Source organism: Halocynthiibacter sp. C4, from assembly GCF_028823805.1.
GTDB classification, from domain to species: Bacteria; Pseudomonadota; Alphaproteobacteria; order Rhodobacterales; family Rhodobacteraceae; genus Falsihalocynthiibacter; species Falsihalocynthiibacter halioticoli.
On the sequence record NZ_JAPEIE010000002.1, the window covers coordinates 16,981 to 40,615 of the forward strand.

Consider the following 23,635-nt stretch of genomic DNA (forward strand, 5'->3'; position numbering starts at 1 on the left):
ACTTTGGAGGAAATGCATGTCGCTATTGAAATTCCAGCGCAGGAGCGATGCGCAAAACGCAGCACGATTTGCACCGCAGGTTCCCGCCTCGGTCAAGGCGTTGATGGAGGGGTATTCGATCGAGGTGATGCCCCGCACCGCAGCGAAGATCGAGAGCTTTGCGGATATCCTTCCCCAAGGGACGCGCACCTATATTGCGCATATAGAGGGCACAGAAGTTGACGATATGGTTGCAACCGCTGCGCGTCTGCGCCGCGAAGGTTTTGAACCTGTCCCGCACTTCCCTGCCCGCCTGTTCAAAAGCCATGACGAGCTTTCGGAAACTCTCCGTCGTTACAAGGGCGAAGCGGATGTATCACAGGCTCTCGTGCTTGCTGGCGGACCGTCCACACCTGCGGGTGACTTCGACAGTTCGATCCAATTGCTTGAAACCGGCCTTTTTGGTGACTTCCGCCAGTTGTTCGTCGCCGGTCACCCAGAGGGCAACCGCGATATTGACCCAGACGGCGGCACCCGCAACGTGAAGGACGCGCTCCACTGGAAACAAGGATTTTCAGAGACAACCGACGCCGAAGTCGCGATCACAACACAATTCGCTTTTGAAACAGCACCAGTCATCGCATGGGCGGAGCGTCTTGCTGATGAAGGCATCACCCTACCCGTTCACCTCGGCATCGCCGGCCCCGCCAAGCTGCAAACGCTGATCCGCTTTGCCATTGCCTGCGGTGTTGGCCCAAGTCTTGACGTATTACAAAAACGCGCGCGCGACGTGACAAAACTTGTCCGCCCCTATGAGCCGACAGAGCTTGTTACGGAAATTGCTGATTATTGCGTCGCTAACCCAGACAGCCTGCTCAAGTCGCTGCATATTTTCCCGCTTGGCGGTATCAAAACCTCGGCGGACTGGGCTATAAGCCACTCCGACGCAACACCGAAAACACCTTCCCTCGCGACTGTATCCGCTGAGGGCCAAACAACACAAACGCCTCCCTCCAACAAGGACACCACATGACCCGCACCGTTATCGAGAGCAAAAGCAAAACAGCCATCATCGGGTTTGACGAACCCTTCTGTGTGATTGGCGAGCGTATCAACCCGACTGGCCGCAAGAAGCTTGCCGCTGAACTTGAGGCTGGAGACTTCTCCACTGTCGAGAAAGACGCACTTGAGCAAGTCGCTTGCGGTGCGAATATCCTCGACATCAACTCGGGTGCTGTGTTCTCGAACAAAATGGCCGAAGACCCACGCTATGCCGACAACAACTTCGTCGAGCCGCCTTTGATGAGCGAGCTGATCGCGCGCGTGCAGGCTGTCACTGACATTCCGCTCTGCATCGACAGTTCGGTTCCCGCCGCACTTGAAGCGGGCCTTGAAGCCGCCGCGGGCCGCCCGCTCCTCAACTCTGTGACGGGTGAAGAGGAGCGCCTTGAGTTGGTGCTGCCGCTGGTCAAGAAATACAATGTGCCGGTTGTGGCAATCTCCAACGATGACACAGGTATTTCCGAAGACCCGGAAGTGCGTTTCGCCGTTGCCAAAAAGATCGTCGAGCGCGCCGCCGATTTCGGCATTCCGGCGCATGATATCGTGGTTGATCCGCTCGTGATGCCAATCGGCGCCATGGCGAGCGCTGGGCAGCAGGTATTTACTCTGGTGCGTCGTCTACGCGAAGAACTGGGCGTAAACACAACTTGCGGCGCATCGAACGTTTCCTTCGGCTTGCCCCATCGTCACGGCGTAAACGCGGCGTTCCTGCCAATGGCGATTGGTGCGGGTATGACGAGCGCGATCATGAACCCAGTACGTCCCGTTGAAATGGAAGCCATCCGCGCAGCGAACTTCCTCAACAACAAAGATCCGAATGGCGGTGAATGGATCAAGTTCAGTCGCGTACTCGATGCAGTCGAGGCAGGCACACCCTTCGCCGAGGCATCGGCTGCCTCTGCTGTGCCAACTGGCCGTGGTGGTCGTCGTGGCGGAAGCCGTCGCCGCGCATCCTGATCACTCATAAAGATAAGGCCGTAAGTGCATTTGCTTGCGGCCTTTTTCTGTTTAAATACGTCGCATAACTCCGAAACCTATCGCAACCAAAGGCATCAATCCCGTGAGTGACCCTCTGCACGATCCGATCCTTCCCAATGACGCGCTTGTTGTGTTCACGCCTTCGGGCAAACGCGGCCGCTTTGCGCTGGGCACGCCGATCTTGACTGCCGCGCGGCAATTGGGCGTTGATCTGGACTCGGTTTGTGGTGGGCGTGGGATCTGTAGCAAGTGTCAGATCACACCGGGCCAAGGCGAATTCCCGAAACACGGCGTTACAGTCTCGCCTGATGCGCTATCGCCATTCAACAAGGTCGAAGAACGTTATGACAGTATCCGCGGCCTGAAAGCCGGACGGCGGTTGGGCTGTCAGGCGACGGTTCAGGGCGATGTGGTTGTCGATGTGCCGCCCGAAAGCCAAGTCCACAAACAGGTGGTGCGCAAACGCGCCGAAGCGCGCGACATCATCCTCGCCCCATCGATCAAGCGCGTTCTGGTTCAGGTCGAGCAACCCGACATGCACGACCCAACCGGCGATTTCGAGCGCCTAAGTGCGGCGTTGGCAACGCAGTGGAACATCGAGGGCATCACTGCCCCGCTTCCTGTACTCGCTCGGCTTCAATCAGTTCTCCGCAAGGGCGACTGGACCGTAACTTGTATCATCCACGACCCCGCCACAGGCAGCGGCCCGCGCCTTGCTGAAATCTATCCTGCCTTTGACGAGCGCCCGCTCTACGGCCTCGCGATTGACCTCGGCTCAACCACCATTGCGGGCCATCTCTGTAATCTCGAAACAGGCGAGGTTGTGGCTTCTGCAGGACTTATGAACCCGCAAATCAGGTTTGGCGAAGACCTGATGAGCCGTGTTAGCTACTCCATGATGAATGAAGGTGGCGCGGGCGAGATGACCAAAGCCGTGCGCGAAGGAATGGCGCAGCTTTGCAACGATATTGCTGAAGAAGCCGAAGTTGACCTTACCCAAATCATGGATGCGGTCGTTGTGTGCAACCCTGTGATGCACCACCTGTTCCTTGGAATTGATCCATACGAACTTGGCCAAGCGCCCTTTGCGCTGACAACATCCGATGCGCTCAACCTGCGCGCCACAGACCTTGATCTGCCGCTGCACCCGAATGCCGCGCTCTATATGCTCCCTTGTATCGCGGGACATGTGGGTGCCGATGCTGCGGCTGTGGCCCTATCCGAAGCACCGGAGAAATCCGAGGAGTTGGTGCTTGTTGTCGACGTGGGAACAAATGCCGAAATCCTATTGGGCAATACACAACGGGTACTTGCCTGTTCCTCCCCCACCGGCCCTGCATTTGAAGGCGCACAGATCAGCGCAGGCCAGCGCGCGGCACCCGGCGCCATTGAGCGGGTCGAGATTGATCCCGACACCAAGGAGCCGCGTTTTAAAATCATCGGATGCGATCTCTGGTCCACCGACGACGGCTTCGAAGAGGCCGCGCTTGCCACCGGTGTAACTGGAATCTGCGGCTCCGGTATCATCGAAATTGTCGCAGAAATGCGCATGGCGGGCATCGTTGACGCGCCCGGCCTTATCGGCGCACCGGAGCAAACCGGCACCGAGCGTTGCTTCCTTGACGGGCGGACCTATTCCTATTTGCTCTATGATGCGACCCCATTAGGCGGGCAGAAAATCACTGTCACCAACCGCGATATCCGCGAAATCCAGATGGCCAAGGCCGCGCTCTATTCGGGCGCGAGGCTGCTGATGGATAAATTCGAGGTGGATAGCGTTGACCGCATTGTGCTTGCTGGCGCTTTTGGCGCGCATATTAGCCCGAAACACGCGATGGTTCTGGGCATGATCCCTGATTGTCCGCTTGATCGGGTTACCTCCGCCGGAAACGCCGCCGGAACAGGCGCGCGGATTGCACTCCTTAACACAGAAGCGCGCCGCGAGATCGAAGCAACGGTGAAAGCAATCCACAAGGTTGAAACTGCCATCGAGCCGCGGTTTCAAGAACACTTCGTTAACGCCAGCAATATCCCCAACGCCGTTGAAGCCTTCCCACATCTGAACGAGGTGCTGACGCTGCCGAATGTGACCTTCAACACAGGTGGCGACGACACACGCGGTGGCGGACGGCGTAGAAGACGGCGCGGGTAAACGCTTGCCGACGAATAGCTTGCGGCCAATACGTCCAATCGCTAATCAGAGATCAACGCGGGTGTAGCTCAATGGTAGAGCAGCAGCTTCCCAAGCTGACGACGAGGGTTCGATTCCCTTCACCCGCTCCAAGACATTGCTCGCTTCATTCTAATAAAAGTCAGTTCGGATAGCTTTAGCTGTGTCAATCATGGCGGAGATCAAAGCAGACCTCCGCCAAGACTAATCTAGGCTATGTTCCTCAGCCGCCAAGCAGGCCGCCGACAGTTCCGCCGACTTTGTTGACGGTTTTGTTCACTGTTTTCTCAACTGTGCCGCCAACTTTACTGACGCTCCCGCCGACCTTTTCAACAGTTCCGCCGACAGCACCGCCAACACTGGCGACTGCATCTGCTGAGGCATTCACTGTTTTGCCCACGTTCCCTGTTGCCGTGCTGGAAACAGAGCCGCTTGGGGAACTTGTATCAACACTCCCCGCAATATTTACGTTGGTCTTCAGTGATTTGCTGACGCCGACTTGAGCATCCAGACCCATCACCGACAACAATTGCGCGCTGGTACAAAGGCTCACAAAGGATCCTCCGCACACGTTTTCCGGTGTATTGATCGCAGAAGTCGGCGCAACAGGAACGGCTGAGCCTTTAAAGCCCGAGTTTCTTTGCAACCCGCCAAAACTGCTACTGCTGCTTGCATCCGCATAAACAATGGGTGTCGGCAATCGTTCCATAACTTCAATGATCACGCGACGGTTCAGCGGTTCGGCGGCGGCAGTTGAGACCTTCAAGCTTTCTTCACCGAGCGACACCATTGCATGAAGCTGCTTAAAGCTCACGCCGCGGCTAATGAGATAAGCAACAGAGACCTGCGCACGCTGCATGCCGAGCCTTTTGTTGTAATCATTGCTCCCGATTGCATCTGCATGTCCCGTCACACTGAATTTCGTGTCGGGATGGTCAATCATCCAAGCAGCATATTTATCGAGCGTTTTTTGAGCTGCGCCTGTTAGCGCGACTTTGTTGAAATCAAAATAGATTTCGTCACGTATCGCAGTGTGCATTCTCATTGTCGAGGCGTCGTATTTACCCGCTGGAGCGAGCAAAGACATGCCATCCGAACTGTAATTAGTCGATGGCGTCGTACAACCAGTGACTGCAAGCACAGATGTCGCGAGTGCGGCACTCAGAATGCGTTTCTGGAATATAGTCAACATTTTAGAACCCTTTAATTGAGTTCAGTCGGGTCAATCCTCCTTTTCTTACTGAACGTCTTATCGAACGATCCGACTAAACAGTTTTCACATTAGCAAGACAACTATTTAGGCAAAAATTGCCGAAAATAAGACGCTAACGAACTATTGTTGCGTGCGAGGTGTTGGGATACCATTACTTGACGCTGTTTCAATACGTTAGCGGCACTGAGCACTTCCGAAAAAAATTACTGACGACAGCCAAAATTCGGGAGGTTTGGGGTAAAAACAGCGCATCCCAAACAACTCAAGCGCCGTGCAATACGCACGACGCTTAAGGTTACAAACACAACCCTAAGGGAAACGCCGATTAGATTATCAGCTGCCCGTTTGTAGGAAACGCACCAGTGCCCGTGTTGAGCCGTCTTTGCCGTCTGCTGGCTCCTCGCCTGCTACGATCGGCTCCAAGGCGACAGCAAGCTCTTTGCCGAGCTCAACACCCCATTGATCAAATGAGTTCAAGCCGAGCAACACCCCTTCGACAAACACGCGGTGCTCATACAGCGCAATAATCTGGCCGAGCACGAACGGTGTGAGCTTCGGATAGACCAGTGTCGTTGACGGGCGGTTGCCAGAGAACACACGGTGGTTGGCTTGGCGAATTTGCTCATCGCCGCTTAGGCCTTTCGCTGCCATCAACTCCATCGCTGTCTCAAAGCTTCGGCCGAGCATGAGTGCTTCGGATTGTGCGAGGCAGTTGGAAACCAGAAGGCGATGGTGGTGCGCCAAATGTGCTTCCTGCCCTTCGACGCCAACCATGAATTCGCAAGGGATCACTCGCGTTCCTTGGTGGATTAGCTGATAAAATGCGTGCTGGCCGTTGGTGCCAGGCTCCCCCCAAACAACGGGGCCGGAATTGACTTCAAGCGCTGTGCCATCCATGGCGACAGACTTGCCGTTGCTTTCCATTTCAAGCTGCTGAAGATATGCCGGAAGCCGCAAGAGGCGTTGTTCATAAGGCAAAACTGCACGAGTGGCATAGCCGCACCCCTGATTGTGCCAAATCCCGACAAGCGCAAGCAACACAGGAAGGTTCGCGCCAAAATCGGCTGTGCGGAAATGTTGGTCCATCGCTTGGCCACCCGCAAGAAAGGCGCGGAAATTCTCCGGCCCAATCGCCAGCATTACCGGAAGGCCAATCGGCCCCCACATGGAATAGCGTCCACCGACCCAATCTTCAAAACCAAACACCCGAGAGGCATCAATGCCAAAGGCGGCGGTCTTGTCCTCGGCCGAACTCAGCGCGGCAAATTGAGCGCCGGGGTCTGTTACCACCGCCCCCATCCACTCACGGGCGGTTTCGGCGTTGGTCATAGTTTCGATGGTGGTGAAGGTTTTGGAGGCCACGATCACAAGCGTTGTTGTTGGATCAAGCAACGCAAGCGTGTCGGCGATATGTGCGCCATCAACGTTGGAGACGTAATGAACGCGCGGCCCGTCGTGATACGGCGAAAGCGCAATCGTTCCCATGACGGGGCCAAGATCGCTGCCACCGATACCGATATTAACAACGTCTGTAATCTTGCCGCCCTGCCCCTGATACGCACCGCTGCGCACGTCATTGGCGAAGGCTTCCATGCGGGCAAGCGTATCCAACACATCCGGCATCACATCCGCGCCATCGACCATCACCGGCGAGGCATCAAGGTTGCGCAATGCCGTATGAAGTACAGCGCGCCCTTCTGTTTCGTTGATCTTTTCGCCGGTAAACATGGCGTTGATCCGGCCCTTGAGGTTTGCGTCCTCGGCCATAGAGAGCAACAGTTCAAAGGTTTCGGTGTCGATATTGGTCTTGGAGTAGTCAAACAGCAGGTCACCGCCATCAGACTCAAGCTTCTGCGAGAAATCAGTTGCACGCGCGTCATCAAACAAGCTTTTGATATCGCGAGATTTTACAGCTTCGGCTTTGGCTTGCAGGGAGGAAAAATCAACAGTCATGTTAAGGAGCCCAATGTACGGTTGCGCCCGGCAGCACCGCACTTACGGGGGCTTGCATCGGGTCATCTAGAGTTTGCGCACGCTCAAGCGCAGCACGTTTTTCATCGCCGGCAATCACGATATGGCGGTTCGCAGCGCCCTTAAGAACGCGGGCCGAAAGCGTAATGCGCGGTTCCGGCGCACCTGGTGCACGCATCGGAAGCAATACTGGCGCGTCTGGTGCGAAAGCCTCGGCCAAAAGGTCTGCTTCGGGAAAAATACTCGCAGTGTGCATGTCCGCGCCCATACCCATGAGGCAAACTGTCAGCGGAAGATGCTTTTCGATCCCCGCAGAGAGTTCATCCAGCTTATCCTCTGGCGTTGGGGCCTCTGCATAGAGCGGCAAAAGCGTCGCGGCGGCAGCTTTGTTTTGTAACAAACGCGCCTTAAGCAATGCTGTATTCGAGCGCTCCGAGCTTTCTGGAACCCAGCGTTCATCGCCCAACATAACAGCCACATTGGCCCATTCGATATCCGCCACGCTCAGCGCATCGAAAATCGGGCCCGGCGTTGTACCTCCGGGAACAGCGAGCGTCGCTGAACCAGTTTTGCTCAATGCCTCCGCAAGCTCGGCTTGGATCCGGCTTGCAATCGCCTGCATCATCTCATCTTTGTTTTGGTACTCAATGAGGGTCATACTTTGATCTCCCGCCAGCGACGTCCATCTTTGTGAAGGAGCATGAGCGCATCTTCCGGCCCTGAACTGCCGGGATCATAAAGCTTGGGCTTATCGCCGCGCTCGGTCCAACCCTTGATGATCGGATCGGTCCAAGCCCATGCGGCCTCAACCTCGTCACCGCGCATAAAGAGCGTTTGGTTGCCGCGGATCACATCCATAATCAGGCGCTCATAAGCGTCTGGAACATCTTCCGCATCTGGCCCCAATGCCTCGGCGAAACTCATATCAAGCGGAACCTCCATGAGGCGCATACCGCCCGGCCCCGGCTCCTTGATTGTCACGCGCAGGTTCATACCTTCATTCGGCTGCAAACGAATGACCAACACGTTGCCGCGCCGTCCGTCCTGTTCGCCAAAGATCGAATGGGGCGGGTCTTTGAACACCACCGCAATCTCACTCTCGCGCGCACGAAGGCGTTTCCCCGTCCGCAAATAAATCGGAGTACCTTTCCAGCGCCAGTTGGAGATATTCACCTTCATCGCCACAAAACACTCGGTCTTGCTGTCAGGATTTTCGGCTTCTTCAACATAGCTTGGGCCATCGGCGTTGCCCGAATACTGACCACGCACGATGTCGCTTTGAGCCACAGGATCAAGCGCGCGGATCACCTTTAGCTTTTCGTCGCGCACCGCATCGGGCTCAAACTCGTTCGGCGGCTCCATTGCGATCAGACAGAGAAGCTGCATCAGGTGGTTTTGCACCATATCGCGCATGGCGCCGGATTTGTCGTAATAAGCGCCTCGGCTTCCAACAGCGACGGTTTCGGCGGCTGTAATCTGGATATGATCGACATATTGGCTGTTCCAGAGAGGCTCAAAGAGGATGTTGCCAAAACGCACAGCCATCAGGTTCTGTACGGTTTCTTTACCAAGGTAATGATCGATCCGGTAAATCTGGCTTTCGTCGAAGTGCTGTGCCAGCACCGCGTTAAGCGCCTTTGCGGAGTCGAGATCACGGCCAAATGGCTTTTCTACAACGAGGCGACTCTGGTCATCGGCAATGCCGTATTTATGAAGCCGCTCGGCCAGATCACCAAACAGGCTCGGCCCAACAGAGAAGTAAAAGGCTTTAACCACCTCTTTACGCACCATCGCCGCCAGCTCTTTCCAGCCGCCCTCGCCTGTCGCGTCAATCGGGATATACTCGAGTAGCTTGATAAACTCGGCAATGCTCTCGCTGTCGCGAGATTTCTCAGGAACAAACTCCTCAATCGCGTCTTGGATCATCTTCCGATAAGCCGCGCTGTCCTGATCGGCCCGAGCCGCACCAATGATGCGCGCACCCTCTGGCATCTGTCCTGAACGGAACCGCCGATACAACCCCGGCAAAATCTTGCGCCGTGCGAGATCGCCCGTGCCACCGAAAATCACCAAGTCAAATTCATCTACCGGAATAACACGCGAAACCATATGGACCCCGTAACTGTTTGTATTTTTTCAGATAATTTCCATCTTCAGAAATATCTGTTAGCGCTAACGAACCAATTCACGGAACTCATAACGTCAGACGCTCAATAAGTCTAGCACGCATGAAGCCTTTCACAACTGCGTTAGGCATTTTCTTTCGGCTTTAACATGAACGAGCGGCAAGATACCGTTGAAAAAACAACAGGACTCCTATGAAAGACCACACAGGCGCAAACGCCGGAAAATTTATTGACCCCATGCGCACCGCCAAGGGCGAAGAGCGCGCACGCGTTGCCCTGAGCAATCCGCAAACCCTTTGGTTCAATACAGGTACGCTCTGCAACATCGAGTGCATCAACTGCTATATTGAAAGCTCGCCCAAGAATGATGCGCTGGTCTATATGACTGCCGATGAGGTCAGTTCATACCTCGAACAACTCCAAGAGCGTAAATGGGGCGTAACCGAAATCGGCTTCACCGGCGGAGAGCCGTTTATGAACCCCGAGTTTTGCGAAATGCTGCGGCGGAGTCTGGCACGAGGGTATGAAGTTTTGGTTCTGACCAACGCCATGCAGCCGATGCAGCGCAAATCTGTGCGCAATGACCTTGCAAAGATTATCAAAGACTACCCCGACACACTCACCTTCAGGGTGTCTCTCGATCATTATTCTACTGAACAACATGATGCGATCCGCGGGAAAAACGCTTTTGCCCGCAGCCTTGACGGAATGATCTGGCTTCGCGATCAAGGCGCTAAACTTGCGACTGCAGGACGGATGCTCTGGGATGAAAGCGAAGAGGATTGCCGCGCGGGCTATGCTGCCTTTTTCGCCGAGCACGGATTTAACATTGACGCGCAAAACCCAGCCCAGACTGTTTTGTTTCCAGAGATGGACGAAACAGTCGAAGTCCCTGAAATCACAACGGAATGCTGGTCGATCCTTGATGTAAGCCCGAGCTCAGTGATGTGCGCAAGTTCGCGCATGGTGGTGAAACGCAAGGGCGCTGAAACACCCGCTGTTCTTGCCTGTACACTCCTGCCATATGATGCCGAGTTCGAGCTTGGCTCGACGCTGGCCGAAGCAGAGGGCGACGTGGCCTTGAACCACCCCCATTGCGCAAAATTCTGCGTGCTGGGTGGCGCAAGCTGCTCGGGCTAATCGCCATCCAAAATAATTTGGGCCCGGGGCAACAAGTCTACTCCTCGTTAACCTGTCGCCGCGCCGGACCCTTTACACAAGCGCGACTTATCTGCCCGTGCGCGGTTATCCCGCGCTTTTCGGCACTTGTGTAAGCTGGTTCATGATCACCCGTTTCACCGGAGGCAGCCGCTCTCCAAGGCGCAACACGGCACCGCGAAGCACTTTGGCTGGCAAGCGCGTATCGGTAAAGAGTTTCACGATCGCGTTGGTCCCATAGTAAAGCGGAGCGGTTGCACGTCGATGGGTCCGCTCATAGGCGGACAAAACTGTCATATCCGCCCAATCACGCCCCTGCTCAAGCGCTTTGCGGATCTCAACGGCCAGCGTATTTGCCCCCACAAGACCAAGATTATAACCATGCGCAGTAACGGGATGCATCCCGACAGCCGCATCACCCACAAGGGCGAATCCGGGCTTAACGAAGTTCTTGGCGTAAACGCCCATCAACGGGTACGCGTGGCGCGGCGAATGTAGCGTCATCGCGCCAAGCTTATTGTCAAACCGCGCGGCAATATCCCGACAGAACGCCTCTTCGCTTTGCTGCATCACGGCGTCAGTTTCATGCGACGGCAGTGTCACAACAACCGAACTTCGGTTTTCTGGCATCGGCAATATTGCAAGTGTGCGATCATAGTGAAAACACTCATAGGCAACATCTTGATGCGGCCCCTCATGTGTAACCTCGCACACGATTACAGTTCGGCCAAAGTCGTTCATCTCGGCTCCGATCCCCATCTTTCGGCGGGTTTCAGAGAAACGACTATCGGCCGCAACAACAAGCTTGGCGTGGAACACACGACCGTCGGTGAGTTCGACTTTGCCCCCTGTGTTGCTCGCCGAAACTTTGGCAACATCGGCCTCGGTGATGAGGTTAAACCCCGCCTGCCCCACAGTCGCCTCGTAGCTTGCCTTGCGGATAAGGTGGTTGGGCAGAATGCGCCCAAGGTAATCCGCACCGTTTTCAAGGGAATCAAAGTGTAGCGCAAATGAAGATTTACCGTTCAGGACCTTCGCGTCGCGGATATAGCCAATCTCGGCCTCATCCAGCCTGTCCCAAATGCCGTATTCCCACATCAGCTTTTCGCTGGTTTGTGTAAGCGCAATATCACGCCCGTCTTCCGGCGGGTTGGCCAAGACGGCCTCTGGGTGCCGCTCCAAAATCGTGACAGTCAGCCCCGTTCCACAAAGTGCGCGCGCAAACCCAAGCCCCGCCGGCCCTGCGCCAATCACGACTATATCGCTGAACACAGGCAGTGGGTCTGTGGCGGATTGTGGTGTTTCGGGGGAATCTTGCATCTGGGCCTCCTGTTAAACTGCAACAGAAGTACCTCGGATTCGCGATGCGCTACCTGATCTAAGTCAAGCCCTAGGCGTCAAGTTCGGTATCCCAATAGAGAAAATCCATCCAGCTTTCATGCAGGAAGTTTGGTGGGAACTTGCGCCCTGTATTGCGCAATTGCTCGACCTCGGGCTGACGCGCGGGCTTTTGCAACGCCATATTTGCTTGCCGCAGCGATTTACTGCCCTTCTTGAGGTTACACGGCGAACAGGCCGCCACAACGTTTTCCCAACTGGTGATACCGCCCGCCGCTCGGGGAATCACATGATCAAACGTCAAGTCTCCCCGCGCACCGCAGTATTGGCACTTAAACTCATCTCGCAAAAACAGATTGAACCGCGTGAAGGCGACTTTGTTCTGCGGCCTCACGTATTCTTTGAGTACAACAACTGACGGAATGCGAATTTTGGTGGATGGGCTATGAACGAAATCGTCATATTCCGCTACAATATCAACACGTTCCAGATAAGCCGCTTTAACGGCCTCCTGCCAGGGCCATAGCGATAGCGGATAATAGGAAAGCGGCCTGTAATCCGCATTCAAGACCAACGCCGGATGCTGTTTGAGCCGTCGCGGTTCACGGGTGAATTCTGTCCTAAAATCGCCGTCCATGGGTCAATTTTCCTTACCCTGCCATCTGTCTCCAGTGCCAGAGCGGGGAAACCGCCCCAGCCTGTGGATAACTATATATGGCGTTTCGCATCTGACAAGCCCCATGATTTTGGGGCCGCTCGACGCAAAGGCTAGGAAAGAACTGTAACGCCCATGTGACGCACGCCAAGCGGAGACGCTTGGGTTAAGTATACCCTAATTTCTGGCGCATGAAATGATTTGCGGCGGTTAACCCGTCTGGCGCAATTCCGTGGCCTGTCCCTTCCATGACATGGGCATAAACTTCGAACCCAGCGACGGACAACGCATCACCCGCTTCCGGCAAGGATTGCGGTGGCACAACATCGTCCTGATCGCCATGAATCAAGATCACTGGCGGTTTGGAAACAACTTCTTCCTCAAGCCGTTCGGGTGCCAGCAAACGGCCAGAAAATGCAACAACACCCGCCACGGCCTCATCACGGCGCACCGCAACATGAAGCGCCAGCATCGTGCCTTGGGAAAACCCTAAAATTATGCAATTTTCGGGCTTTACGCTATGTTCTTTAAGTTGCTCATCAAGGAAAGCATTCAAATCGGCGCTTGCCTTCAACAGCCCTTCGCCAGCGGCTTCCTCGGTGCTTCCATCAATCCATGGGATGGGAAACCACTGGAACCCAAATGGTGCGCCCGGGATCTTGTCCGGCGCATCCGGAGCGACGAACACGGTATCGGGAAGCTGTGGCCCAAGCGGATCAGCAAGCCCCATGAGATCGGCGCCATTCGCGCCATATCCATGCAGGAATACAACCATGGATTTCGTTGTGCCGGATTGGGGAGCGCGGGTGGTAAACTCGAGTTTACGGGTCATTTGATGCCTTCTCTCTGTTTTGCAACGCGGTAATAGTCCCAAAGCAGCCGCGCAGCAACGGCTCTATGCGGTGCCCATTCTTGCGCCATTTCGCGAAACGCGCGCTCTTTAGGCCGCTCTGGTAGGTCAAACAGCATGCGAGCGCTCTCCTGTAATGCCAAATCACCAGGGGCAAAAACATCCGCGTGACCCAATGAAAACATTGCATAAATCTCGGCTGTCCATGCGCCAATACCCGGTACTTCGGTCAGCGTTTTCACGACCTCATCACTTGATGCGTTACGAAGCGCTTTAAAATCAATTCCGGCCTCTGCAAGTGCTCGTGCATAACGAATTTTCTGACGGGACAGACCGCAAGCGCGTAAATTTTCATCACTTGCCCACCGCACCTTTCTAGGCCCAGTAAGTTTTGCCGTCTTAAGCCGCCCCCAAATCGCATTTGCCGACGCCACGCTAACTTGCTGACTGACAATCGCATCGAACAACGCTTCAAATCCATCTCGACGGCGCCGCAGTGGCGGCACGCCAGTCACGCGAAAAGCGGGCGCAAACCGTGGTTCAATCGCAATCAATCTCTCGGTGTGGTACGCAACATCGTCCTTTGAATTTATATACATAGCCACCGATCCTATAGCTCATTCAACCAGCTCAGCGCCGCATCCACATCCTCAAGTACAAGCCCACCGGCTGGCGCTGGCCGCTCGATCATCAAGACCTTGATCCCGAGCGAACGAGCCGCATCCAACTTGGTTCGGCTCGGGGCTCCACCTGCATTCTTTACCACCAGAACATCAATCCGAAACTTGCGGAATATGGCGATCTCGTCCTCAACAGAAAACGGCGGTCGCCCCACAAGGTACTCCCCATTCGGGAACGGAAACGGCCCCTCTGGCGGGTCAATTTGTCGGCAAATCAATCGACAATCCGCAAGGTTCGCAAACCCAGAAAGCGTACTGCGCCCTGTTGCCAGAAATACATTTGCACCAGCGGGAATATGTTCACGCGCATCTTGGGGAGCGGCGATCATCGTCCAGTCATCACCTTCAGCAGGCGTCCACTCCGGCCTTAATATCTGCGCATAGGGAATTGATAATTCATCACAAAGCTGAAAAGTTCGTTTGGAAATTCGGGCCGCAAAAGGATGCGTACCATCGATCACCGCATCGAATTCCCCCTCAACAAGAAATTCCTTCTCGCCTTCGTAGCCCCCGAAACCGCCGATCCGTGTGTCGACAGGTAGCGGTTTGGGAAAACGCGTTGCCCCTGCAAGACTGGCCAGCACCTCGAAACGGGGACGATCGGCCAATTTATGCGCCAACCTGCGGCTTTCGCCTGATCCTGCAAGCAAAAGAACCTTCATTCCGCTGCCCGCCCAATGATATTCCCCGCGCGATCTATCAAGATAAGGTCGAGCGCAACCGGACTATCGCGCAGCACCTCACGCGCAGTTTTCAAGGCACCATTCGCGACAAAAGCGGAAAACTTTTCTCCATATCTTTCATAGACTTCAAGCGCACTGTTGCAATCAGTAATGTGTGGTTCGCCAAGCGCCTTCGCCAACGCATCAAAATCAATCTGGCTCCGTCCCGAGTGCAAATCCATCGCGCCTTGGGCAAGTTTGGTCATCTTGCCGATACCGCCGCCAATCGTAAGCCGCTCAACCGGATGCTTACGGAGGTACTTCAGCAAGCCGCCCGCAAAATCGCCCATGTCGAGCATTGCTTGCTCGAATAAATCATATTCGGCCTGCACCACCTTTTCGCTCGTAGCGCCCGTACATCCGGCCACATGCGTTAACCCAGTTGCGCGCGCCACATCAACACCACGATGAATGGACGCGATCCACGCTGCGCAGCTAAATGGCCGGACAACGCCCGTTGTCCCCAATACAGAAAGCCCTCCGACAATACCGAGGCGCGGGTTCCATGTTTTCTTTGCCAGATCTTCTCCATCTCGAATTGAGATTTCGATTACAACACAAGGCGTTGCGCCGTATTCCTGGGCCAATTCCTCAACCACACCACGCATCATTTCCCGTGGAACTGGGTTGATCGCAGGTTCGCCAACAGCAAGCGGCAGACCGGGTTTTGTGACCGTTCCAACCCCCTTGCCCGCGCGAAATTCGATGCCATCCCCGCCCAATGTCACCTTTGCAGTGATAAGCGCGCCATGGGTCACATCAGGGTCATCTCCTGCGTCCTTGATAATCCCCGCCGCGGCCCAGCCATCTCCCGCTGCTGTTTCCTCAAGTGCAAAATCCGGCGTTTCGCCACGTGGCAGCGTAATCGACACCTCATCCGGAAAATGTCCTGCCCACAACTTCAGCAACGCCGCCTTTACAGCAGCCGTCGCACAGGCGCCCGTGGTCCAGCCACGGCGCAACGGAGGGGATTGGGCATCCATGTGGCGACTATAGGCCGCGGAATTCCTGCCGCCAATGTGGGAAATGACGGTATTTCAACACTTTTCGAGCCGCGCTCAAAGGGGCATAACAGGCCCATGACCGACTCACACACATCATCGCTGGCCCTTCCTGATGGCCAATGGCCCACCTTAGAACCCGGATGGGTATGGCTTTGCGGCGCGGGACCAGGCGATCCGGGCCTGCTTACGCTGCATGGATTGAATGCAATTCGTCAGGCTGACGTCATTGTCTATGACGCACTCGTGCAAAGCGCGATTCTGGATTGGGCGCGCGATGATGCGGAACTGATCTATGCGGGCAAACGCGGCGGGAAGCCCTCTGCCAAACAGAAGGACATTTCCTTACGCCTTGTTGATCTTGCCGAAGCTGGCAAACGCGTATTGCGGCTGAAGGGCGGCGATCCATTTGTGTTTGGTCGCGGCGGCGAAGAGGCGCAGACCTTGGTACAGCATGGCATTCCCATCCGCATCATCCCTGGCATTTCGGCAGGGATCGGCGGATTGGCCTATGCTGGCGTTCCTGTAACGCACCGTGATGTGAACCAATCCGTGACTTTCGTGACGGGCCACGATCAATCCGGTAATACGCCCAACACCCTTGATTGGGACGCAATTTCGCGCGGCTCACAGGTTTTGGTGATCTATATGGGCATGAAACATATTGGCCGCATTACCCAAGCCCTGCTTGATGCGGGCCGTCCGCCTGAAGAACCTGTTGCCGTCGTCGCAGAGGCCACAACGCCCGCGCAGGCTGTTTTGGAAACCACGTTGGCAAATGTCGAGGCCGATATCGCGGCAAGTTCACTTGAGCCCCCTGCAATCATCTGCGTTGGGCGTTCGGTTCTGATGCGTCAGGTGCTGGATTGGCAAGGCATGGCCAAGGGCGAAGCGCCGCGCAATCTTGACCCCCTCGGGCGTGGTCGCCCCGCAGAACAGAGATGACAGCGCGCGGGCTTCTGCTTGCGGCGCCAACCTCTGGCGCGGGGAAAACCACGCTGACATTGGGTATTTTGCGCGCGCTCGCTGACGCGGGAGTTTCTATTCGTGCGGCCAAGTCCGGACCGGATTACATCGACCCCGCCTTTCACGCCGCTGCAAGCCGCGCCCCATGTGGGAATCTTGATGCTTGGGCCATGTCGCCCGAGATGCTCAAGGCGCAAGCCACCCAGCACGACAACGAGCTGCTCGTCGTTGAAGGCGCTATGGGGCTTTTTGACGGAGCGCCGCCCGCAGGGAAAGGCGCATCCGCCGATCTCGCGCGGGTTCTGGGGCTGCCTGTTATCCTGATTGTGGACGCTTCGAAAATGGCACAATCCGTCGCGCCGCTTGTGGCCGGCTTTGCCTCATATGACGCAGAGGTAAAGATCAAAGGCATCCTGCTCAACAAGGTGGGAAGCCCCCGCCACGAAAACATGCTTCGGAATGCCCTATCTCCGCTTAACATTCCGGTTCTAGGCGCTCTACCCAGACACACAGACCTTGCGCGCCCTTCCCGCCACCTTGGATTGGTTCAGGCAGGCGAACATATCGACCTTGAAGAGTTCCTTTCGACCGCCGCCCAGCATATCCGCAGCCACGTTGACCTTGTCGCTCTAACAGGTCTCGCTGCTCCGCTGCCTGCCTCTGGTCCATTGCAACAAAGCCGCCTGACGCCAGATGTTCAATCCATCGCCGTTGCGCAGGACGCAGCATTCGCATTCTGCTATCCGCACCTCCTGTCAGAATGGCGCGCCGCTGGAAAAGACATCCGCTTCTTTTCGCCGCTTGCCGATGATCCAGTCCCAGAGTCCGATTTAATCTACCTGCCGGGCGGTTATCCCGAACTCCATGCCGCAACACTCTCCAATGCCACCCGCTTCAAACTATCCATGCAAGCCGCTGCACAGCGGGGAACGCTGATCTATGGCGAATGCGGGGGGTATATGACCCTAGGCGAAACACTGATTGATGCCGAAGGTGTGGCCCATGAAATGCTCGGCTTGCTGCCGCTCGTCACCAGCTTCGAAACACGCAAATTGCATCTTGGCTATCGCGACGTTGAGGCGAGTTCCGGGCCCTTCACAGGCGCATTCAAAGCACATGAATTTCATTACGCCACCACGCTCAAGGCCGAAGGCACCCCGCTGTTCACTGCGAAAGACGCCGCTGGCAATGCGTTACCAGCAATGGGGCTTATCAATGGTAATGTCTCCGGCTCCTTTGCGCATCTTATTGCCGCACCGTAAGCATACAATTTAACACTTCCCGTTTTACCCGTTCCCCGATACCAAGACTGGATGACAGAGACGCACCTATACGCTCGCGCGCGCCGCAATGTAGCCGTTTTGGTCGCTGCGCAAGCGGTTCTTGGCGCACAATTGCCGATGATCTTCACCTATGCCGGACTGGCAGGGCAGAACATGGCAACAAACGTCTGTTTCGCCACAATGCCTGTCACGATGATCGTGCTCGGCTCGATGCTCGCAGCCTCGCCAATCTCCTCGATTATGCAAAAATATGGCCGCAAGACCGGCTTTTTCATCGGTGCATTAGGCGGGTTTTTAGGAGCCGCAATCAGCGCTTACGGGCTGTTTGTCGACAGTTTCGCGTTGCTTCTTCTGGGCAGCCTCGTGACCGGCATCTACATGTCATCACAGGGTTTTTTCCGCTTTGCTGCCGTTGATACCGCTCCTGATGGTTTCCGCGCAAAAGCCATTAGCTGGGTGATGGCGGGCGGCCTTGCCTCTGCGGTGATCGGTCCGCAATTGGGCAAAGGGTTCGTCGATAGCTTTGTTGTGCCATTCATGGGCATGTATTTTGCCGTTATGGCGCTGAACCTCATCGGCTCGCTGCTGTTCTTCTTCCTCGACATTCCAACGCCTGAAGCGCCCAAAGATTCGAAATCGGCTGGTCGGACTCGCTGGGAAATGCTCAAAACGCCCGAGATCGCCGTCGCTATCATCTGTTCGATGGTGTCCTATTCGTTGATGAATCTCGTCATGACCTCAACACCGCTTGCGGTTGTCGGTTGCGGCTTTGGAAATGACGATGCCGCCGACGTGGTGTCCGGCCATGTCTTTGCGATGTTTGCGCCCAGCTTCTTTACGGGTCATTTGATCGCGCGGTTTGGTGTTGAAAAGATTGTGGCCCTCGGGCTGGCAACCCTTGCGGCGGCGGGCGTGGTGGCACTCTCTGGTGTGGAACTCAGCAACTTCTTCATTGCGCTGATCCTGCTCGGCGTGGGGTGGAACTTCGGCTTTATCGGCGCGACCACCATGCTGGCACGCGCCCATACCGAAGAAGAACGCGGGCGTGTTCAAGGGCTAAACGACATGCTGGTATTCGGCTGTGTGACACTGGCCAGCCTATCCTCGGGCGGGCTGATGAACTGCTCTGGCGGCGACCCTGTGCAAGGGTGGACCGCTGTTAACATCGCAATGATCCCATTGCTGACGTTGGCAGGTGGTGCCTTGATTTGGTTGGTGATGCGCCCTGCAGCGCGCGAACGTGTCTAGCGCCCAAATAGAGCCACCCGAAGCAGCCCGAAACGGCGGCTGAATTCCGACAAAACAAGCGTTCCATCCGCCACGCGTTGCGGTTCTTTTTCAGCAAGCGCCAATACCTTGTCCGCCGCCCACGCATCCCGCGTCGCGGGCTCAATCTTTCTGGAAACCTTCGCAGCACGCAGCTTGGCTCGTGCATCACTTGCCAAGGCGCGAATTCCCTCTGCGCGTCCGTCCAATAACGGAATGCGCCCCCGCGCCTGAAGCTCGGACACCGCGGCCAGAAACCGAGCCACACCCGCGCCATATGCCCGCGCACGCACGGCCGCTTCGTCTGTGGCAGTCGCCCCGAACGTCAGCGCCCCAAGCCACATCAGGTTGCCCGCGGTCTGGTCAATATAGCTGTCAAAATCAGCGCGATCTTCGAAAGCATCTTTGTTCACATCCCACCGCCGCGCGTCGGCCATCTGATCAAGCAGATCGAGAGGTAGGTCATATTGCGTCACCACCGCATGAAGCGGACCGGCGACCTCATGCGCGCGCGCGCCCTCGCCTTTGCCGATCCCCTCGATCAGGTCGCGCCACCATTGAAGACGCATTTCAGCGATCATCGGCTCTTGGCTTACCCAAGGGATCTTTGCCAACTCGAGATTATAGGCCGCCAGTACAAAAAGTGCGGCGCGCTCTGGCATAGGTACCGTCATCAAAGCGGCGAACCTGTCGGGATCGCCCTTCTCAACAAGCGCGGCACAGGCGGCAAAGTCGAGCTCCATCTTCTAGGCTCCGCTGAGATCAGCAGCACCCGCAGGGCGCACATCGTCGCGCACGAGTTTCCAGTTTATCGCATCCAGCAGCGCCTCGAAACTCGCGTCGATTATGTTGGAACTCACGCCCACGGTGGACCAACGCCGCCCCTTGCCGTCTTCGCTGTCAATTACAACGCGGGTCACAGCCTCTGTGCCTCCGTTGGTTATACGCACCCGAAAATCCACAAGACGCATATCGTCAATCACCGCCTGATAGGGGCCAAGGTCTTTGGCAAGCGCGGTCGACAGCGCGTTTACCGGACCACGATCAACGCCATACTCATCCATGGAGTCGCTCACCGACATCCGCTTTTGGCCGTTTATTTTGATAACGACGATCGCTTCAGACAGGCTCACCATCTCGTTGCGCTTGTTCTTGCGGCGCTCGACCGTGACCTTATAGCGTTTCACTTCAAAGAAATTGGGTAAAAGGCCAAGCTCCCGTCGCGCCAATAGCTCGAAACTCGCCTGCGCCGTGTCAAAAGAATAGCCATCCGCCTCGCGCGCCTTGATGACTTCAAGAATGCGCGACAGGGCCGGATTGCCCTTCTCGACCTTGATCCCGGCCTCGTCAAGACGCCGCCGCAGATTGCTTTGCCCCGCTTGGTTGGACATCGGAATAATCCGGTTGTTGCCCACGGTTGAAGGCTCGATGTGCTCATACGTGCTCGGGTCTTTGAGGATCGCGCTGGCATGCAATCCGGCCTTATGCGCGAATGCACTTGCCCCAACATATGCGGCCTGTTTCGCGGGAACGCGGTTGAGAATATCGTCAAGCATCCGGCTGAGGCGTGTCAGCCCCTCGAGCGATTTTACGTCGATACCGACCTCAAACCGATCCGCATATTCAGGCTTGAGAAGCAACGTCGGAATGAGCGTTGTCAGGTTTGCATTCCCGCACCGCTCACCAAGGCCGTTCAATGTCCCCTGAATCTGGCACACACCAGCATCAATCGCAGCAAGGCTTCCCGCAACGGCGCTTTCGGTGTCATTGTGAGTATGAATACCGAGCCGCGACCCTTCAATCCCGCTTGCGATAACCTCGCGCACGATCCGGTAAATTTCGGCGGGGAGCGTGCCACCGTTTGTGTCACATAGAACAATCCAACGCGCTCCCGCGTCATAAGCCGCGCGGATCGCGGCAAGGGCATAATCCGGATTGTCTTTATAGCCGTCAAAGAAATGCTCCGCGTCAAACAGCGCCTCGCGGCCAAGCGCGATGATGTGTTTGATGCTTTCGGAGATATTTTCGAGGTTTTCGTCCAGCGTAATGCCAAGTGCGCGCGTGACGTGGAAATCATGGGTTTTCCCAACAAGGCACACCGCAGGGGTGTTGGCGTTCATCACAGCCGCCAAAACGTCATCATTCGCCGCAGAGCGCCCCGCCCGCTTGGTCATGCCAAAGGCGGCAAGAGTTGCGTTGAATTTCGGAGCGGTCTCGAAAAACTCGCTATCGGTCGGGTTCGCACCGGGCCAACCACCCTCAAGGTAGTCGATCCCTAGATCATCAAGCGCTTCTGCGATGCGGTGTTTCTCTTGGGTCGAAAACTGTACGCCTTGGGTCTGCTGCCCGTCACGCAGAGTTGTGTCATAGAGGTAGAGGCGGGTTTTGGTCATTGGCTCACCTCAAATGCTGAGGGCGGCACCTGACCGCGGGTGGGGGTAAAGCCCCCGCCCTCGAGCGAGGGCAAAGCGATTGTGAGGTCACGCGTCATGAGAAAACTCTGGTTATCGGCCCTAAAACGAAATCGGACGGGCTGAAAGCCCGGCCGGCGCCCGACCCTCCCCACGGGAGGGCGCTTCGCACCCACCCAGGGTCGCGTGCTGACCTCTGTTGTGTGTACCGACATTACAACCCCTCCAACTTGCTAGCGTCGAATTCGGGTAGGAAATCAAAATCTGCGCCCTCTTTCGAAATCCGAACTTCTACACCAGCACGCTTCAAGCCATTTCTAAGCGCATCTGCTCGATTAAAATCCTTGTTGCTACGCGCCTCTTGAAGCTCGTCGACGAGTTGCTGCACGATTTCGGGTGTCTCAAGAATTCGATCTAAAGAAGTACCAAAGGAGATTTCCCAACTGCGGTCGTAGTCAAATTCGATGAATTGCATGCCCTTTGCAAGTGAAACAGCATCTGACTTGTTCCCTTTTGCAGCAGATTTTGCGAGTTGTCCGAGTCTAGTCAAATACAAAGACGTGTTTAGGTCATCCGCAAGAGAATGAACAAGCTCAGCATGCAAATCCGCCCCGTTAACTTCTTCTGCAAACTCCGCAGAAGCGTTAAATTCGTATAGTATCTTCTTCCATTTTAGAAGCGTTGCCTCCGCCTCTTTGCGCTTCTTCTCTGTCCAGTCCATCGGTTTGCGATAATGGGTCGAGAGCATCACAAAGCGGATGACCTCGCCGGGAACGCCTTGGTCCAGCAGATCCCGCACGGTGAAGAAGTTGCCGAGAGATTTCGACATTTTCTTGCCTTCGACCTGTAGCATCTCGTTGTGCAACCAGACCTTGGCGAAATCGCCTTCGGGATGCGCACAGCAGCTTTGTGCGACCTCGTTTTCGTGGTGCGGGAACATCAGGTCATTGCCACCGCCGTGGATGTCAAAACTTTCACCCAAAAGCTCATAGGCCATCGCTGAACACTCGATGTGCCACCCCGGACGCCCGTAGCCCCATGGCGACTCCCAGCCCGGCGTTTCGGCATCCGACGGTTTCCAAAGCACGAAATCCATGGGGTTCCGCTTATAAGGCGCAACCTCGACCCGCGCTCCGGCGATCATATCGTCAACTGAGCGGCCCGAAAGCGCGCCATAGTTCTTGTAGCTTTCGACCGAAAACAACACATGCCCTTCGGCGGCATAGGCATGGCCACTTTCGATCAACCCTTCGATCATCGCGATCATTTGTGCGATATACGCCGTGGCGCGCGGCATCTCGTCCGGCTCTTCTGCGCCAACGGCCCCCATATCCTCAAGGAACCAGCCGATTGTTTCGTCGCAAATCTCGGCAATCGAGCGTCCTGTTTCGCGGGCTCGGGCGTTGATCTTGTCGTCAACATCCGTGAAGTTGCGCACATATTTCACATGCTCCGCACCATACCGATGCCGCAGCAGCCGTTGCAGTACATCAAACACAATCACAGGGCGTGCATTGCCAAGATGGGCGCGGTCATAAACCGTCGGCCCGCACACATACATCCGCACATTCTTGTCATCGAGCGGCGCAAACAGCTCTTTCTTGCGGGTTTTCGTGTTGTGCAGATGTATGTCGTACATTTGGTCCTCGTAGCGGCGCGGCATGCGCATAAATCCAGCGTGCTGCGGACATAACAACTTTGATTTCAAATGAAAATGAGAAGTGCGCCCGCAAATGATGTTAGCAGGGAATACAAATACAGATTGTAATGTTTTGTTTTCTCATGAACGCTGTCTATCAACGAAAG

20 protein-coding genes and 1 tRNA gene are annotated in these 23,635 nt (G+C 55.8%); 8 read left to right on the forward strand and 13 right to left on the reverse strand.

Annotation, left to right across the window (positions count from 1 at the left end):
• The first annotated feature begins 16 nt into the window (after nucleotides 1–16).
• The 4 genes from OU789_RS07200 to OU789_RS07215 all read left to right on the forward strand — a co-directional run bounded on the left by OU789_RS07200 (nucleotide 17) and on the right by OU789_RS07215 (nucleotide 4,302).
• Nucleotides 17–1,012: a methylenetetrahydrofolate reductase gene (locus OU789_RS07200; protein ID WP_274654586.1), complete on the forward strand. Its 996-nt coding sequence runs from the start codon at nucleotides 17–19 to the stop codon at nucleotides 1,010–1,012.
• On the forward strand, nucleotides 1,009–1,998 hold the full coding sequence (locus OU789_RS07205) for a methyltetrahydrofolate cobalamin methyltransferase (RefSeq protein ID WP_263953079.1): 990 nt from the start codon (nucleotides 1,009–1,011) through the stop codon (nucleotides 1,996–1,998). The genes OU789_RS07200 and OU789_RS07205 overlap by 4 nt, the downstream gene beginning before the upstream one ends.
• A 103-nt stretch (nucleotides 1,999–2,101) precedes the next feature.
• A complete protein-coding gene (locus OU789_RS07210) occupies nucleotides 2,102–4,171 on the forward strand; it encodes an ASKHA domain-containing protein (RefSeq protein WP_274654589.1) in 2,070 nt (689 codons plus the stop codon).
• Between the two features lie 57 nt (nucleotides 4,172–4,228).
• Nucleotides 4,229–4,302, forward strand: a tRNA-Gly gene (locus OU789_RS07215).
• Between the two features lie 110 nt (nucleotides 4,303–4,412).
• On the opposite strand, the gene OU789_RS07220 is transcribed toward OU789_RS07215, so the two are convergent.
• From OU789_RS07220 to zwf, 4 genes are all read right to left on the reverse strand, one after another.
• Nucleotides 4,413–5,381, reverse strand: coding sequence for an OmpA family protein (locus OU789_RS07220; protein WP_274654591.1), 969 nt, complete (start codon nucleotides 5,379–5,381; stop codon nucleotides 4,413–4,415).
• 354 nt (nucleotides 5,382–5,735) lie between these two features.
• Nucleotides 5,736–7,355, reverse strand: a complete 1,620-nt coding sequence (pgi, locus tag OU789_RS07225) for a glucose-6-phosphate isomerase (protein ID WP_274654593.1) — start codon at nucleotides 7,353–7,355, stop codon at nucleotides 5,736–5,738.
• Nucleotide 7,356: 1 nt separating this feature from the next.
• Nucleotides 7,357–8,031, reverse strand: a complete 675-nt coding sequence (gene pgl / locus OU789_RS07230; RefSeq protein ID WP_274654595.1) for a 6-phosphogluconolactonase — start codon at nucleotides 8,029–8,031, stop codon at nucleotides 7,357–7,359.
• Nucleotides 8,028–9,482 (reverse strand): glucose-6-phosphate dehydrogenase, encoded by a 1,455-nt coding sequence (zwf, locus tag OU789_RS07235; protein ID WP_263953074.1) that lies wholly within the window; start codon nucleotides 9,480–9,482, stop codon nucleotides 8,028–8,030. The genes pgl and zwf overlap by 4 nt, the downstream gene beginning before the upstream one ends.
• A gap of 209 nt (nucleotides 9,483–9,691) precedes the next feature.
• Between zwf and OU789_RS07240 the strand changes: the two genes are divergently transcribed.
• Entirely contained in the window at nucleotides 9,692–10,639 is a 948-nt protein-coding gene (locus OU789_RS07240) for a radical SAM protein (protein ID WP_274654597.1), read from the forward strand.
• A 105-nt stretch (nucleotides 10,640–10,744) separates the two neighbouring features.
• Here the strand turns inward: OU789_RS07240 and ubiM are convergent, their stop codons facing one another.
• From ubiM to OU789_RS07270, 6 genes are all read right to left on the reverse strand, one after another.
• Nucleotides 10,745–11,977, reverse strand: a complete 1,233-nt coding sequence (gene ubiM, locus OU789_RS07245) for a 5-demethoxyubiquinol-8 5-hydroxylase UbiM (RefSeq protein WP_274654599.1) — start codon at nucleotides 11,975–11,977, stop codon at nucleotides 10,745–10,747.
• A 70-nt stretch (nucleotides 11,978–12,047) separates the two neighbouring features.
• Entirely contained in the window at nucleotides 12,048–12,632 is a 585-nt protein-coding gene (locus OU789_RS07250) for an HNH endonuclease (protein WP_263953071.1), read from the reverse strand.
• 184 nt (nucleotides 12,633–12,816) lie between these two features.
• Nucleotides 12,817–13,482: an alpha/beta hydrolase gene (locus tag OU789_RS07255; RefSeq protein ID WP_274654601.1), complete on the reverse strand. Its 666-nt coding sequence runs from the start codon at nucleotides 13,480–13,482 to the stop codon at nucleotides 12,817–12,819.
• Complete coding sequence (locus OU789_RS07260; RefSeq protein WP_274654603.1) at nucleotides 13,479–14,099, reverse strand: DNA-3-methyladenine glycosylase family protein; 621 nt, start codon at nucleotides 14,097–14,099, stop codon at nucleotides 13,479–13,481. Before OU789_RS07260 ends, OU789_RS07255 begins: the two co-directional genes overlap by 4 nt.
• Nucleotides 14,100–14,110: 11 nt before the next feature.
• Nucleotides 14,111–14,842 (reverse strand): cobalt-precorrin-6A reductase, encoded by a 732-nt coding sequence (locus OU789_RS07265; RefSeq protein WP_274654605.1) that lies wholly within the window; start codon nucleotides 14,840–14,842, stop codon nucleotides 14,111–14,113.
• Nucleotides 14,839–15,885 (reverse strand): cobalt-precorrin-5B (C(1))-methyltransferase, encoded by a 1,047-nt coding sequence (locus OU789_RS07270; protein ID WP_274654607.1) that lies wholly within the window; start codon nucleotides 15,883–15,885, stop codon nucleotides 14,839–14,841. The genes OU789_RS07265 and OU789_RS07270 overlap by 4 nt, the downstream gene beginning before the upstream one ends.
• 96 nt (nucleotides 15,886–15,981) lie before the next feature.
• Here OU789_RS07270 and cobA point away from each other — a divergent pair, with 96 nt between their 5' ends.
• The 3 genes from cobA to OU789_RS07285 are packed head-to-tail and all read left to right on the forward strand — an operon-like array spanning nucleotide 15,982 to nucleotide 19,400.
• Nucleotides 15,982–16,848, forward strand: coding sequence for a uroporphyrinogen-III C-methyltransferase (cobA, locus tag OU789_RS07275; protein ID WP_274654609.1), 867 nt, complete (start codon nucleotides 15,982–15,984; stop codon nucleotides 16,846–16,848).
• Nucleotides 16,845–18,131: a cobyrinate a,c-diamide synthase gene (locus tag OU789_RS07280; RefSeq protein WP_274654611.1), complete on the forward strand. Its 1,287-nt coding sequence runs from the start codon at nucleotides 16,845–16,847 to the stop codon at nucleotides 18,129–18,131. Before cobA ends, OU789_RS07280 begins: the two co-directional genes overlap by 4 nt.
• 51 nt (nucleotides 18,132–18,182) lie before the next feature.
• Complete coding sequence (locus tag OU789_RS07285; RefSeq protein WP_274654613.1) at nucleotides 18,183–19,400, forward strand: MFS transporter; 1,218 nt, start codon at nucleotides 18,183–18,185, stop codon at nucleotides 19,398–19,400.
• Here the strand turns inward: OU789_RS07285 and OU789_RS07290 are convergent.
• The 3 genes from OU789_RS07290 to cysS form a co-directional block, all read right to left on the reverse strand.
• Entirely contained in the window at nucleotides 19,397–20,161 is a 765-nt protein-coding gene (locus OU789_RS07290) for a phytoene/squalene synthase family protein (RefSeq protein ID WP_274654615.1), read from the reverse strand. The genes OU789_RS07285 and OU789_RS07290 overlap by 4 nt on opposite strands.
• A 3-nt stretch (nucleotides 20,162–20,164) precedes the next feature.
• Entirely contained in the window at nucleotides 20,165–21,811 is a 1,647-nt protein-coding gene (gene cimA / locus OU789_RS07295) for a citramalate synthase (protein ID WP_274654617.1), read from the reverse strand.
• A gap of 232 nt (nucleotides 21,812–22,043) precedes the next feature.
• Nucleotides 22,044–23,468, reverse strand: a complete 1,425-nt coding sequence (gene cysS, locus OU789_RS07300) for a cysteine--tRNA ligase (protein WP_274654619.1) — start codon at nucleotides 23,466–23,468, stop codon at nucleotides 22,044–22,046.
• Nucleotides 23,469–23,635: the final 167 nt, after the last annotated feature.

Bases quoted from the DNA above. Each gene is read 5' to 3' on its own strand.
- OU789_RS07200 (WP_274654586.1), top strand. From the start codon at position 17: ATGTCGCTATTGAAATTCCAGCGCAGGAGCGATGCGCAAAACGCAGCA.
- OU789_RS07205 (WP_263953079.1), top strand. From the start codon at position 1,009: ATGACCCGCACCGTTATCGAGAGCAAAAGCAAAACAGCCATCATCGGG.
- OU789_RS07220 (WP_274654591.1), bottom strand. From the start codon at position 5,381: ATGTTGACTATATTCCAGAAACGCATTCTGAGTGCCGCACTCGCGACA.
- pgi (WP_274654593.1), bottom strand. From the start codon at position 7,355: ATGACTGTTGATTTTTCCTCCCTGCAAGCCAAAGCCGAAGCTGTAAAA.
- pgl (WP_274654595.1), bottom strand. From the start codon at position 8,031: ATGACCCTCATTGAGTACCAAAACAAAGATGAGATGATGCAGGCGATT.
- zwf (WP_263953074.1), bottom strand. From the start codon at position 9,482: ATGGTTTCGCGTGTTATTCCGGTAGATGAATTTGACTTGGTGATTTTC.
- OU789_RS07240 (WP_274654597.1), top strand. From the start codon at position 9,692: ATGAAAGACCACACAGGCGCAAACGCCGGAAAATTTATTGACCCCATG.
- ubiM (WP_274654599.1), bottom strand. From the start codon at position 11,977: ATGCAAGATTCCCCCGAAACACCACAATCCGCCACAGACCCACTGCCT.
- OU789_RS07250 (WP_263953071.1), bottom strand. From the start codon at position 12,632: ATGGACGGCGATTTTAGGACAGAATTCACCCGTGAACCGCGACGGCTC.
- OU789_RS07255 (WP_274654601.1), bottom strand. From the start codon at position 13,482: ATGACCCGTAAACTCGAGTTTACCACCCGCGCTCCCCAATCCGGCACA.
- OU789_RS07260 (WP_274654603.1), bottom strand. From the start codon at position 14,099: ATGTATATAAATTCAAAGGACGATGTTGCGTACCACACCGAGAGATTG.
- OU789_RS07265 (WP_274654605.1), bottom strand. From the start codon at position 14,842: ATGAAGGTTCTTTTGCTTGCAGGATCAGGCGAAAGCCGCAGGTTGGCG.
- OU789_RS07270 (WP_274654607.1), bottom strand. From the start codon at position 15,885: ATGGATGCCCAATCCCCTCCGTTGCGCCGTGGCTGGACCACGGGCGCC.
- cobA (WP_274654609.1), top strand. From the start codon at position 15,982: ATGACCGACTCACACACATCATCGCTGGCCCTTCCTGATGGCCAATGG.
- OU789_RS07280 (WP_274654611.1), top strand. From the start codon at position 16,845: ATGACAGCGCGCGGGCTTCTGCTTGCGGCGCCAACCTCTGGCGCGGGG.
- OU789_RS07285 (WP_274654613.1), top strand. From the start codon at position 18,183: ATGACAGAGACGCACCTATACGCTCGCGCGCGCCGCAATGTAGCCGTT.
- OU789_RS07290 (WP_274654615.1), bottom strand. From the start codon at position 20,161: ATGGAGCTCGACTTTGCCGCCTGTGCCGCGCTTGTTGAGAAGGGCGAT.
- cimA (WP_274654617.1), bottom strand. From the start codon at position 21,811: ATGACCAAAACCCGCCTCTACCTCTATGACACAACTCTGCGTGACGGG.
- cysS (WP_274654619.1), bottom strand. From the start codon at position 23,468: ATGTACGACATACATCTGCACAACACGAAAACCCGCAAGAAAGAGCTG.